Origin of the sequence: Streptomyces sp. WG7 (assembly GCF_049975785.1) — a bacterium.
Lineage (GTDB): Bacteria > Actinomycetota > Actinomycetes > Streptomycetales > Streptomycetaceae > Streptomyces.
Genome location: NZ_JBNGGE010000002.1, coordinates 285,180 through 298,023 on the forward strand (window position 1 = coordinate 285,180; position 12,844 = coordinate 298,023).

At 73.3% G+C, this 12,844-nt stretch carries 8 protein-coding genes; 1 reads left to right on the plus strand and 7 read right to left on the minus strand.

Annotated elements, in window-relative coordinates:
- Nucleotides 1-329: 329 nt before the first annotated feature.
- On the minus strand, nucleotides 330-1,943 hold the full coding sequence (locus tag ACP4J0_RS03740) for a DUF6350 family protein (protein ID WP_426597162.1): 1,614 nt from the start codon (nucleotides 1,941-1,943) through the stop codon (nucleotides 330-332).
- 96 nt (nucleotides 1,944-2,039) lie between these two features.
- On the opposite strand from ACP4J0_RS03740, the gene ACP4J0_RS03745 reads away from it, so the two are divergent.
- The gene (locus ACP4J0_RS03745) at nucleotides 2,040-3,398 is read left to right on the plus strand and encodes a helix-turn-helix domain-containing protein (RefSeq protein WP_426597163.1); all 1,359 of its coding nucleotides are present in this window, start codon (nucleotides 2,040-2,042) and stop codon (nucleotides 3,396-3,398) included.
- 225 nt (nucleotides 3,399-3,623) lie between these two features.
- Here the strand turns inward: ACP4J0_RS03745 and sucD are convergent, their stop codons facing one another.
- The 6 genes from sucD to ACP4J0_RS03775 all read right to left on the minus strand — a co-directional run bounded on the left by sucD (nucleotide 3,624) and on the right by ACP4J0_RS03775 (nucleotide 12,795).
- Entirely contained in the window at nucleotides 3,624-4,508 is an 885-nt protein-coding gene (gene sucD / locus ACP4J0_RS03750) for a succinate--CoA ligase subunit alpha (protein WP_426597164.1), read from the minus strand.
- A 28-nt stretch (nucleotides 4,509-4,536) separates the two neighbouring features.
- Complete coding sequence (sucC, locus tag ACP4J0_RS03755) at nucleotides 4,537-5,718, minus strand: ADP-forming succinate--CoA ligase subunit beta (protein WP_053135877.1); 1,182 nt, start codon at nucleotides 5,716-5,718, stop codon at nucleotides 4,537-4,539.
- A 768-nt stretch (nucleotides 5,719-6,486) separates the two neighbouring features.
- The gene (locus ACP4J0_RS03760) at nucleotides 6,487-7,539 is read right to left on the minus strand and encodes a hypothetical protein (RefSeq protein ID WP_426597165.1); all 1,053 of its coding nucleotides are present in this window, start codon (nucleotides 7,537-7,539) and stop codon (nucleotides 6,487-6,489) included.
- A gap of 169 nt (nucleotides 7,540-7,708) precedes the next feature.
- Nucleotides 7,709-8,878 carry a VWA domain-containing protein gene (locus tag ACP4J0_RS03765; protein WP_426597166.1) on the minus strand — a complete coding sequence of 390 codons (1,170 nt, stop codon included), beginning with the start codon at nucleotides 8,876-8,878 and terminating at the stop codon, nucleotides 7,709-7,711.
- Nucleotides 8,875-11,424, minus strand: a complete 2,550-nt coding sequence (locus tag ACP4J0_RS03770) for a DUF5682 family protein (protein WP_426597277.1) — start codon at nucleotides 11,422-11,424, stop codon at nucleotides 8,875-8,877. Before ACP4J0_RS03770 ends, ACP4J0_RS03765 begins: the two co-directional genes overlap by 4 nt.
- 216 nt (nucleotides 11,425-11,640) lie before the next feature.
- The gene (locus tag ACP4J0_RS03775; RefSeq protein ID WP_426597167.1) at nucleotides 11,641-12,795 is read right to left on the minus strand and encodes an ATP-binding protein; all 1,155 of its coding nucleotides are present in this window, start codon (nucleotides 12,793-12,795) and stop codon (nucleotides 11,641-11,643) included.
- Nucleotides 12,796-12,844: the final 49 nt, after the last annotated feature.

Sequence of the window (12,844 nt, forward strand, 5' to 3'; positions counted from 1 at the left end):
CCGGAGCGGGGATCCGGGGCGGCAGCACCCGGGGGCGGTGCGGGGCGGGACGGCAGGAGCGGTGGGACGGCAGGAGCGGCGGGACGGACAGCGATGATGGGACGGCGGTGATGACGGGGGTGGCGGGGCGGCGGGGGCGAAAGCCTCTGCGGTGACGCGACGCCTGCCCGCCGCTCGAGGCATCCGCCGCGGCCCACAGAGAAGCCGACCGGCAGCAGCGCATGCGGCGCACCGCCACCGCTGTCGCTGCCGCTGCCGCCACCAGCGCCGCCGCTGCCGTTCCCGCCACCAGCGCCGCCACTTCCGTCACCACCACGCCTCCGCTCCCGTCACCACCATCGCCACCGCCACACCCGTTCGCTGCCGGTGCCGCCCCGTCTCCGCCACCGCCTCATCGAGGGCAACGGCATCCGCTCCCACCGACGCCCACCGCCGTCAGCCGCCTCTCCGCCCCGCGTCGCCGGCTCCGGCTCCGGCGCCTCAGCGGCAACGCTTCGCTCCCGGACCGGCCACACCCGCGCCCCCACCGCCACCGGCACCGCCACCACCCCGACCCACGCCAGCGTCGCGCCCCCGGCCTGCCACCACACCGGCCCGAACCGGGCCAGGGACGCACCACCGAGCGGCCCGCCCGCCAGCGCGGCCAGCAGGGCGACGAGGCACGCGCACAGGACGGCGGCCAGTACGGCGGCGACAACGGTCCGCCACCACGACCACGCCCCGACGGCCTCACCTCCTGCCGGCCCCGTCTCCGACCCCACGCCCGCCGTACCCGCCGTACCTACCGCACCCGCCGCTGGAGCCGCCGCGTCCGCCGTCGCCGCCCGCGCCGTGAACCACCCCACCACGGCCCCCGCCGCCAGCGGCACCGCCCCGGCCATCCAGTGCAGCGGTGTGCCCGGACCCGCGTCCGGCACCGCCGCCAGCAGCGGAAACGGCGGCAGCAACGGTGCGGGAGCGGAGGCGAGGGGGTCCACGACGTGACCGGTTCCGAGCACGAAACCGGGCCCGAGGGCGTAGGCCGCCGCCCACACCGCCGCGTTCGGCACCAGCGCCAGACAGAGCAGCAGCACGGCGAAATGACCCGCCCACCCCTCGGTCAGCTGCAGGAACGCGTCCCGGGCGGCGACTCCGTGCCACACCAGCGACATCGCGAGCAGCAGCGCCCCACCGCCGACGAGGACCGCCGCCCCGGCGCCCGCGGCGCGCGTCGCGGCGCCCAGGCGCGCGTCCGGCTCCACCACCAGCTCCCGAAGGCTCCGGGGCAGCACGCGCAGTGCGCGCCCCACCGGTCCGCCCGGACGGCCGAACGCCGTCCACATACCCGCGCCGGCCGCCCCCATGGTCACCAGCGGCAGCCACACCACCGCCCACCAGGAGGGCCGCAGCGCACCGCCCGCCGCGTACAGGCCGACCGGCGCGGCGACAGCGAGGTAACCGAGAACGACCCCGGCCCAGGCGTTGCGCGCGGAGACGGGCGGCGGGCCGGTGTCCGGGAGGGCCCCGCCCTCGCCCCCGCGCGCACCGAATCCCCCCTTCGCTCCCGCGCCCGCACCCACCACCAGACCAACGTCGTCCCCGGATTCCGTGGCGTCCCGGGCCGCCCGATGCAGCAGCCACACCGGCAGCAGGAGCAGCAGCAGCGGAGTGACGCCCACGGGCGCGGACCCGCCGGAGAGCGTGTCGGCACGGACCAGTTCGGCTCCGTGGGACAGCACCCACAGCGCCGCGGCGACGTGCAGGGCTCCGCCGGGCCCGCTGTCGGGGTACGGCGCACTGACCCACAGCACCATCACGAGCACGGCGCACGCCGCCAGCCCCAGTCCCGCCGCGACCACGCCGCCCAGGAAGCCGGCGGCCAGCCCGGGAGACCGGTCCCGCCAGCGGGTGCGCAGCAGAGACAGCGGGGCTCGGTGAGCGGTCGTCTGGATCACGCCCGTCATGGTCCCAACGACACGCGCTTTCCCGGCGTAACACGCGAAGGTCCGCTGTGTCGCCCAATATATGTTTATGTACTTTTTCGTACGAAGGGGTGCCCTGTGACACGGAGCCCCGCAACCCCGCTCCCTCCTCCCAAGGCACGCCGACGTCTGCGTGAGACCGCCGCCCTGACGCAGGCTCAGGTCGCGGAGCGGGTGGGTGTCGCCCGTGAGACGGTCCGTGCGTGGGAGAGCGGACGCACGACTCCGCGCGGCCGGAAACGGGAGGCGTACGCGAAGCTGCTGAACACCCTGGCCGAGGAGGCGGCAGCGCGACGGACCGAACCGGCGCCCACCTCGCAACCGGAACCGCAACCGGTGCCCGTCGTCGTGGCCGTCCGCGCCGGATCGGCGAACGCCTCCAAGAAGGCCACCGACAGCCTCGTACTCCCCGCGAAGCCACTGGCCGAGCGGGCACGCGGGTCCGAACCGGAACAGAAGTCGGAACCGGAACCGGTACCGGAACAGAAGTCGGAACCGGAACCGGAACTGAAAGCGGAGCCGGAGCCGGAACTGAAAGCGGAGCCGGAGCCGGAACTCGAACTGGAGCCTGGGCTTGGGCCTGGGTCCGAAGAGCAGCCAGCACCGGAATCGCAGCCCGTGCCGACGCCCGGTCCGGTCGAGTTGACGCCCGCTCAGGCCTTCGACGCGCTGTACGAGTTCGGCGCCCCCTCGCTCGTACGGCAGACCTTTCTGCTGACCGGCCGCCGCGAGCTGGCGCGCGAGTCGGTGGAGCGTGCCTTCCAGGTCGCCTGGGAGCGCTGGCCCGAAGTGGCCCGCGACCGCGACCCGGTGGGCTGGGTGCGGGCGACGGCGTACGAGTACGCGCTCTCGCCCTGGCACCGGTTCCGGCTGCGCCACCGGCACCCGGAGCCGCCGCCCGCAGACCCCTCCGACCGCACCCTGCTGAACACCCTTCTCAGACTCCCCCCGCCGCACCGCCGCACGCTCATGCTGTACGACGGTGTGGGTCTGGGCCTGCCGGAGACGGCCGCGGAGACGGAGGCGAGCACCCCGGCGGCGGCGAACCGGCTGCTGCGCGCCCGCGAGGCCCTCGCCGACCGGCTGCCGGAGCTGGCCGACCCGCAGGTGCTGCACCGGCGGCTGGCCGAACTGGCGGCGACCGAGCGGCTGCGGGCGGCCAGACCGCCGACGGTGCGGATGGGCAGCGAACGCCGGGCGCGGTTCTGGACCCGGGCAGCGATCGCCTTCACGGTCGCCCTGATCGGGAGCACCGCCCTGACCCTGCGCACCGCGCCCACGCAGTACGAGCCGCCCGTGTCCCCGGGCGTCACCGTGCGCGGGGTGCCTCCCCGGGTGGCGCCGGGGGCGCTGTCGGACGAGCAGCTGGAGCTGCGGCAGAAGCTGCGGGACCAGTGGCAGGACGGGCCGGAGCGGCTGACGCCCCGACTCGAATGACGGCGCCGCCCCGACTCGGACGACGGCGCCACCCGGGCCCGGACGACTGCCCTTTCCAGGCCCCGGACGACTGCCCCTTCCGAGCCCCGGACGACAGCGCCACCTGGGCGGGACGGCTGTGCCGACCGCCGGACCCGGATGACGCGCGTACGCCGAGTGGCCCGCCCCGTGAGAGGGGCGGGCCACTCGGCGTGGGAGGACGGCGGCCGGCCGTCCGAACCGTGCTCAGCTGCCGAGGATGGCCCGGGCGAGCTTCGCCGTCTCGGTCGGCGTCTTGCCGACCTTGACGCCGGCGGCCTCCAGGGCCTCCTTCTTCGCCTGGGCGGTGCCGGACGAACCGGAGACGATGGCGCCGGCGTGGCCCATGGTCTTGCCCTCGGGCGCGGTGAAGCCCGCGACGTAGCCGACGACCGGCTTGGTCACGTTCTTCGAGATGAACTCCGCCGCACGCTCCTCGGCGTCGCCACCGATCTCACCGATCATGACGATCAGGTCGGTCTCGGGGTCGGCCTCGAACGCGGCGAGCGCGTCGATGTGCGTGGTGCCGATGATCGGGTCGCCACCGATGCCGACGGCGGTCGAGAAGCCGATGTCACGCAGCTCGTACATCATCTGGTACGTCAGCGTGCCGGACTTCGAGACCAGGCCGATGCGGCCCGGCTTGGTGATGTCGCCCGGGATGATGCCGACGTTGGACTGGCCCGGCGTGATGATGCCGGGGCAGTTCGGGCCGATGATCCGGGTCTTGTTGCCCTTCTTGCCGGCGTACGACCAGAAGGCGGCCGAGTCGTGCACGGCGATGCCCTCGGTGATCACGACGGCCAGCGGGATCTCGGCGTCGATGGCCTCGACGACGGCGTCCTTGGTGAACTTCTCCGGCACGAAGATGACGGAGACGTTGGCGCCGGTCTTCTCGATGGCCTCCTTGACGGTGCCGAAGACCGGTACCTCGGTGCCGTCGAAGTCCACGGAGGTGCCCGCCTTGCGCGGGTTCACGCCGCCCACGACCTCGGTGCCGTCACCCAGCATGAGCTTGGTGTGCTTCATGCCGGTGGCGCCGGTCATGCCCTGGACGATGACCTTGCTGTCCTTGTTGAGCCAGATAGCCATGGTGTGTTGGTGTCCTCGTCCTGAGTGCTTACTTGGCGGCGTGGGCCAGCTCGGCGGCCTTGTCGGCCGCGCCGTCCATGGTGTCGACGCGCTGGACCAGCGGGTGGTTGGCGTCGGTGAGGATCTTGCGGCCCAGCTCGGCGTTGTTGCCGTCGAGGCGGACGACGAGCGGCTTCTCGACCTTCTCGCCGCGGTCCTCGAGGAGCTTCAGCGCCTGGACGATGCCGTTGGCGACCTCGTCGCAGGCGGTGATGCCGCCGAAGACGTTGACGAACACGGAGCGGACGTCCGGGTCGCCGAGGATGATCTCCAGGCCGTTCGCCATGACCTGGGCGGAGGCACCGCCACCGATGTCCAGGAAGTTGGCGGGCTTGACGTTGCCGTGCTTCTCACCGGCGTAGGCGACGACGTCGAGGGTGCTCATGACGAGACCCGCGCCGTTGCCGATGATGCCGACCTCGCCGTCGAGCTTGACGTAGTTGAGGTTCTTCTCCTTGGCGGCGGCCTCGAGCGGGTTGGCCGCGGCCTTGTCGTGGAGGGCCTCGAAGTCCGGGTGACGGAACTCGGCGTTGTCGTCCAGCGACACCTTGCCGTCGAGGGCGATGACGTCGCCGGAGACGACCTTGGCCAGCGGGTTGACCTCGACCAGGAGGGCGTCCTCCTTGATGAAGGTGTCCCACAGCTTGACCAGGATGTCGGCGACCTTGTCGGCGACCTCGGCCGGGAACTTCGCGGCCTCGACGATCTCGCGCGCCTTCTCGGGCGTCACGCCGTCGATCGCGTCGATCGGGGTCTTGGCGACGGCCTCCGGACGGGTGGCCGCCACCTCCTCGATCTCCATGCCGCCCTCGACGGAGGCGATGGAGAGGAAGGTGCGGTTGGCACGGTCGAGGAGGAAGGAGACGTAGTACTCCTCGACGATCTCGGGGGCGGTCTCGGCGATCATCACCTTGTGGACCGTGTGGCCCTTGATGTCCATGCCGAGGATGTCCGTCGCGCGGGCGACGGCCTCGTCCGCGGAGGCGGCCAGCTTCACGCCACCGGCCTTGCCACGACCACCGACCTTCACCTGCGCCTTGACGACGGACTTGCCGCCCAGACGCTCGGTGATCTCGCGCGCCGCCTCAGGCGTGTCGATGACTTCACCGGCCAGCACCGGTACATCGTGCTTGGCGAAGAGGTCCCTCGCCTGGTACTCGAACAGGTCCACGCGCTTCCGTCCCTATCAGTGATCTCGCGGTTCGTTGGATGCGTGGGCGTGCCGCGAGGGCAACGTGACGTCCGCTGTGTCACAAGGGGAGCGCACACGGTGACCGAGCGCGCGGCATGTCCGTCTCGCAGGTTATCGCCGGTTGCGGGGGGTCTCTAAATCGTAGGTCACACCTGAGCGGTGATGCCTGTCACATGATGCCGTGCTCACTGGCACGGGGTGCCGGGCGTGAGGGGTCTACAGGGGCGGGTGAGCGCCGCTCCGGCGGGCTCGGTGGGGCTCGCGGGGCTCGGGGGCTCGAGGGCTCGAGGGCTCGGGGGCTTTCGCCGGGCCGTGGGAGGGGCCTCACCGGGCTGGGGTTGGCCCGGTGAGGCCCGTCGGACTCCCCGGGAGGCGCACGGGTGCGGTCCTCCGGGAAGCGGGCCTGCTGATACCCACCCCAATGGGAACCAGCTGGCCCCGACCGCGGGGTTTCGGCCAAACGGAGGCCGACGGCTTTCGGCCGTCCGGGACCTGTCGACCCGCGGAGTCCACGCCCGCCGCAGTGGTCCGCCGTGCCGGCGTCGCACGGTGCCGGCCTGCGCGGGGCCGGCGTCGCGCGGTGCCGTCGTCACGGACCACCGGTCACGGGGCCTGGGGGCACTTCCGGATGCCGGGCCGGTGATACGGCGTCGGCGGCGTCCGCCCGGAGGATTGAGAGGTGTCCGGGCGCCGGGCAGACCTCTCCGCCCGCGCGCGGCGGGGCTGTGGCGGAGGAGGCCCCCGCCGCTAGGCGGGAGAGACGGGAATGTCCCGGTGCCGGTCCTGGGTCTCGGCCGCGTCGGCACCCACCAGGGCGCCGGGCACGAGTCGGAACGGGATCCGGTGGTGCGGGGTGACCGCGTGTGCGTCACCCTGGCGCGGTGTCCCCTGATCGGCGCCGGACGCGCCGCCCAGCGTGCCGTCGGGGTCGCCGGTCGGCGCCTGGTGGACGGGGGCGTGCTCGGTGGGCGCGGGCACGGCGTGATGGATATCGACACGCGCCGCGGCGGGCGCCCCGTCGGCGACTTGCTCCGGACCGTACGCGACCTGTCCCACGCCTCCGGCTCCGTCGGGGACCCGGACGTCTGAGGTGTCGGAGGTGTCGGAGATGTCGGGGGTGTCGGCGGCGTCGGATGCGGCGGGCACCGTTTTCGAGGGCTCGGGGTGCGAGTCCGGATCGACCGGCGTCAACCGACTGGGAAGTCCGGTCGTGCCGGACAGGTCCGGCTGCACCGACAGCGGAGGTGACGACGGCAGGGAGGGTGCGGACGGAAGCGCCGGCAACGCCTCCAGCGGCGGTGCCTGCGCCTGCGCGACCGCGCCGAGCCCCTCGGTCACCGCCTCCACCGCGTCACCGACCGGCCGCACGAGGCGGCCCTCCACGGACCGGACGACGTTCTCGACCACGGGGCGAGTGTCCGGAACCACCACGTCGGAGCCGGGAATGCCCCAGGAACTCTGCCCCCGCCGAGAGCCCTGCCCCGTACCAAAGTCCTGGCCCGTACCGGAGTCCTGAGCGGTATCGGAGTCCTGAGCGGTACCGGCGCTCCGGACCGTGCCGGGGCGCTGCGGGGTGGCTGATCCCCGTGCTTCCCGCGGGCGCTCCGCGGAAACGTCGACGACCTGGCCGGCCACCCCCCGTACCGACGGCGTTCCTTCGGCCGCCTGCGCCCGCTCTCCGCAGAACACCCCGAGCACGAACAGCCCGCCCACCAGCAGCGCCACGCGGAGCGCACGCCGCCCGGCCGCCGTGCGCATCAGGCGCAGAGCGGCACCGGGCAGGGCTGCGGACCAGAACAAGAGGGGAGATTCCTCCCGTGCGGCGGAACGGGTCGCGCGCCGGTCAACGCATCGACACGCCGCGTGATCCTCGCACGGGAGTCCGGAGAATACGCAAGCCCGGCTTCACCGATGGCCAGTCATATCCCTTTTGCCGGTGGCAGTCGGGCCACCCCGGATCGACAGGTCGTCACCCGGCATCCGGTATCGGCAAGGGCCGCTTCTCGATCGCCGCGGCCATCACCTCAGGGAAGAGATCGGGCGTGCAGGCGAACGCCGGTGCCTCCAGCGCGGCGAGCGCTGCCGCATGCTCCCGGTCGTACGCGGGCGCCCCCTCGTCGGACAGCGCCAGCAGCGTCACGAACTGCACCCCCGACGCCTTCATCGCCGCGACCCTCTTGAGCATCTCGTCCCGTATGCCTCCCTCGTACAGGTCGCTGATCAGCACGACCACCGTCTCCGTGGGCCGGGTGATCTGCGACTGGCAGTACGCCAGCGCGCGGTTGATGTCCGTGCCTCCGCCGAGTTGCGTACCGAAGAGCACGTCGACCGGGTCGTCGAGCTGGTCGGTGAGGTCGACGACCGCCGTGTCGAAGACGACGAGCCGGGTGTCGATCGACCGCATGGACGCCAGCACCGCGCCGAACACGGACGCGTACACGACGGACGCCGCCATCGAACCGGACTGGTCGACGCAGAGGACGATCTCCTTCTTCACGGACCGGGACGCCCGGCCGTAACCGATGAGCCGCTCCGGCACGATCGTCCGGTACTCGGGCAGGTAGTGCTTGAGATTGGCCGCGATCGTGCGGTTCCAGTCGATGTCGTGGTGGCGGGGCCGGCTGATGCGGGCGCTGCGGTCCAGGGCGCCGGTGAGGGCGGCCCGGGTGCGGGTGGCGAGCCGCTTCTCCAGGTCCTCGACGACCTTGCGCACGACGGCCCGCGCCGTCTCCTTGATCGTCTCCGGCATCGCCTTGTTGAGGGAGAGCAGGGTGCCGACGAGATGGACGTCGGCCTCCACGGCCTCGAGCATCTCGGGCTCCAGCAGGAGCGTGGCGAGACCGAGCCGGTCGATCGCGTCCCGCTGCATGACCTGCACCACGGAGGACGGGAAGTAGGTCCGGATGTCCCCCAGCCAGCGCGCCACGGCCGGCGCGGAGGCCCCGAGCCCCGCCGAACGGTCGCGCCCCGCCCGCGGTGTGTCCCCCTTCCCGTAGAGCGCGGTGAGCGCCCCGTCCATCGCGGCGTCCTGTCCGGAGAGCGTGCGACCGGTGCCGTCGGCCGCATCACCGCCGAGCACGAGCCGCCACCGCCGCAGCCGTTCCTGCGCTGGGCCGGCATCCAGCCGGTCGGTCGTCATGCGTCCACTCCCACAAGGTCGTTGTCGTCGGATCCCGGCCGCCGGCCACCGGCGCCCGGCCCGACGGTTCCGGTGCACGCGTCCACCCCATCGGCCCTGCCGGCCACCGGCGCCCCACCAGCCATGTCGGCCCCCTCAGGCACGTCAGCCCTGCCAGCTGCCTTCGCCCCATCAGCCACTCGCGCCCTGCCGATCACATTCGCCCCGCCCGTCGCCTCTGCGGAGTCCATCGCGCCAGCCACACCCACCGCGTCCACGCCCAGCAGCAGCCGGATCACCGGCAGCACAGCGTCGGCGCGTCCGGTGTCGAGCCCGGCCGCGAAGCCGGGTATGCCGGAACCGGCCGTCGTCACACTCCCCCGCCACTCCGGTCCGCGCCGGACCAGCTCACCGAGGCTGCGCCGCACTCCCGGCTCGTAGGCCGAGAAGGTGCGCCGCAGCAGCGGCAGTACGTCCGTGAACGCCTCTGCCGGCACTCCGGTCAGCCAGGCGTCGATCAGGCCGAGCAGCCTCTCGTCGTGAAGGAGCAGCATGCCGCCGCCCGAGCCGCCACCGACGAAGCCCTCGATCCATGCCGCCGCGTCCGCCGGTGGCGTCCCCCGGGACAGCACCAGGCCCATGAGCCGCGCCGCCTCCCCCGGCGCCAGCTCGCCGTCGTCCAGCAGAAGCCGTACGGCACGTCCCCGGACGACGCCGGGCACGGTGTCCCGCACGGAGAGCGCCCGCAGCACGGCCCGCCACCGGGACCGCAGGTCGCTGTGGCCCGGCGCCGGGGCGTCACCGAGCAGGCCCACCGCGCCGTGCACGGCATCCACGTGTCGGCGCATCTCCTCGGCCGCGTCCGCGTCCAGCGCGGCGCAGGCCGCGGGCAGTCCGACGAATATCCGTTCGGCGAGACCCGCGGCGACCTCGGCAAGGGCGCTGGTGTCGGTGCCGCGCACATCGCCGTAGCGCAGGGAACGGACGAGGGCCGGCAAGGCCTGGGCGAGGTGGCCGACATCCGCGTCGAGCGCCGCGCGGTCGGCGAGTATCCGCATCACCGGGGGCAGCGCGTCCGGCAGTTCGGCCAGCAGGCAGCGTTCGGCGAGCGCGGTGACCTCTGCGAGGCCCTGCGCCGTGACGGCGTCGGCCTCGGCCCTGGCCGTCGCGGCGGCGAGCACGGTCGTGCCCCACACCCCGGCCTCGGCGACCCGCACCGACAGCTCCGGCTCCCACCGCAGCCGCCACGTCTCCCGGAACGTGCCCGTGCTGCCCCGCGAGGCGGCCGGCTCGCCCCAGCTGACGCCGAGCAGCCGCAGCCGGTGCAGCAGTCTGCTGCGCCCCGCGTCGGTCTCCTTGCGCAGGTCGAGTTCCAGCTCCCGCTCCAGTGCCTCCGGCTTGAGCCGCAGCCGCCGCTGGATCCGGTCGAGGTCGCGCTGCAACGGCACCGCCGGTGCCCCCGCGGGCACCGCCCCCAGCGCGTCCCCCACCACCAGCCGGTCGTGCACGAGCGCCAGCGGCACGTCCGAGCCCTCGCACATCACCGCCCGTACGGCGTCCGTCGTCTCGGTCAGCCCCGGGAGTGGACGCCCGCGCATCACCGCGAGGGTCCCGGCCAGCCGCACCGCCTCGATGACGTGCGCCGAGGAGACGGCCTGGTCCTCCTCCCTCAGCAGCCCGGCCACCTTGGTCAGCCACCGCTCGACGGGCCGGTCCGGCGCGGCGAACAGATGCCCGTACCAGCCCGGCGACTCGATGCCCGCCCCGTACCCCCCGGCCCGGGACAGCCTACGGTGGGTCCAGGGCACCCAGGTCATGTCCACCTTGGTCCTGGGCAGCCCCTTCAGCAGCGCCCGGTCGGCGGCGACGGCGACCTTGCGCCGCAGCGCGGGCACGTGCCACGCACCGCACACCACGGCGACGCCCTCGGCGAACTCGCGCCGCGCCGCCCGCACCTGGAGCCGCATGTACGCCTCCCGCACCAGGTCCCGGTGGTGCCCGCCCTCCTCCTCCGTCTCGCGCAGCGCCCCCATGGCCTCCTCCAGGGCCGTGAACGGCGCGAGCACGTCCCCGCCTGCCACGCCGCGGTGCTCGACGACGTCCTCCCACCAGCGCTCGGGATCGTCGTGGCCGGCGGCCCGGGCGAGGGCGGCGAGCGGATCGCCCCGGACGGAGTCGGGGACGGCGGCGCCGGGCTCGGTCCCCTTGCCGGGGCCGGGCTCCCCCGGCCCCGTCCCCTCCGCCGCACCGTCCGCCTCCTGCCACGCCAGCGTGTGTGCGGCAGGGAGGTCGATGAAGCGGGCGGGGACGTCGTGTTCCAGGGCCCATCGGACGGCCACCCACTCCGGGGAGAACTCGGCCAGCGGCCAGAAGGCCGAGCGGCCGGGCTCGTCCACGGCGTGGGCGAGGAGCGCGACCGGCGGCCGCATGTCCTCGTCGGCGGCCAGTGGGATCAGGACGTCGGCCTCCGGCGGCCCTTCGATGAGCACGACGCCCGGCCGGGACGTTTCCAGCGCGGCCCGGACCGCCCGTGCCGATCCCGGACCGTGGTGTCGTACGCCCAGCAGGAGCGGTCCGCCCCCGGAATCCCCGGAACCCCCGGAACCAGCGGAACCCCCGGAACCAGCGGTTCCGCCCAGCCTGCCGGTCGCACCGCTCCCAGCCCTGTCAGTGCCCGCCACGCCGTCCCCCTCGCCTACGGGTCCAGGTCGAGTCCCCGTCGTCCCCCGCCGGGCAGAGCACCGGAACACCCGGTCCACGACCCTTCCGCATCCGCATGCCGCTCACGAGCTCACCTCCCGGCAGGCCCGGTAGAAGTCCTTCCAGCCGGCGCGCTCGCGGACGACCGTCTCCAGATACTCCTGCCAGACGACGCGGTCGGCGGCCGGGTCCCGGACGACGGCGCCGAGAATGCCCGCGGCGACGTCACCGGGCCGCAGAACCCCGTCGCCGAAGTGGGCGGCCAGCGCCAGCCCGTTGGTGACGACGGAGATGGCCTCCGCCGTCGACAGCGTGCCGCTCGGCGACTTCACCTTCGTACGCCCGTCGCTCGTCAGCCCGTCGCGCAGCTCCCGGAAGACGGTGACGACCCGGCGGATCTCGTCGATGCCGTCAGGAGCCGACGGCAGGTCGAGGGAGCGGCCGATCTGGTCGACGCGGCGCGAGACGATTTCGACCTCCGCCTCGGCGGTCTCCGGCAGCGGCAGTACGACAGTGTTGAAGCGGCGACGCAGCGCACTGGACAGGTCGTTGATTCCGCGGTCACGGTCGTTGGCGGTGGCGATCAGATTGAAGCCGCGGACCGCCTGCACCTCCTGGCCCAGCTCCGGTATCGGAAGGGTCTTCTCCGACAGGATCGTGATGAGTGTGTCCTGTACGTCCGCCGGAATGCGGGTCAGTTCCTCCACGCGGGCGGTCATGCCCTCCGCCATGGCCCGCATGACCGGGCTGGGTACGAGGGCGTCCCGGCTGGGGCCGTGGGCGAGGAGCTGCGCGTAGTTCCAGCCGTAGCGGATCGCCTCCTCGGGTGTGCCTGCCGTGCCCTGCACCAGCAGGGTCGAGTCGCCGCTGACGGCCGCGGCGAGGTGTTCGGACACCCACGTCTTGGCGGTGCCGGGAACACCCAGCAGGAGCAGGGCACGGTCGGTGGCGAGTGTGGTGACGGCGACCTCGACGATGCGGCGCGGGCCCACGTATTTCGGGGTGATCACCGTGCCGTCGGGCAGGGTGCCGCCGAGCAGGTAGGTGGCGACGGCCCACGGCGAGAGCTTCCAGCGAGTCGGGCGCGGACGGTCGTCGTGCGCCGCCAGTGCGGCGAGTTCGGCCGAGAACGCGTTCTCGGCGTGCGGGCGCAAGGCCTCCGCACCGGTCGCGGAACCGATGTGACTCGGTTCGACGGACGCCGGCTCCACGGACTTCGGTTCTACGGACACAGGCATGGCTGATTCCCCCTCCAGCTCGGCCGGTTCGATCTGTCATCCACGGTGC

Excerpts from the sequence above, each read along its gene's own strand:
- ACP4J0_RS03740 (WP_426597162.1), bottom strand. The coding sequence starts at position 1,943 with ATGACGGGCGTGATCCAGACGACCGCTCACCGAGCCCCGCTGTCTCTG.
- sucD (WP_426597164.1), bottom strand. The coding sequence starts at position 4,508 with ATGGCTATCTGGCTCAACAAGGACAGCAAGGTCATCGTCCAGGGCATG.
- ACP4J0_RS03775 (WP_426597167.1), bottom strand. The coding sequence starts at position 12,795 with ATGCCTGTGTCCGTAGAACCGAAGTCCGTGGAGCCGGCGTCCGTCGAA.
- ACP4J0_RS03765 (WP_426597166.1), bottom strand. The coding sequence starts at position 8,878 with ATGACGACCGACCGGCTGGATGCCGGCCCAGCGCAGGAACGGCTGCGG.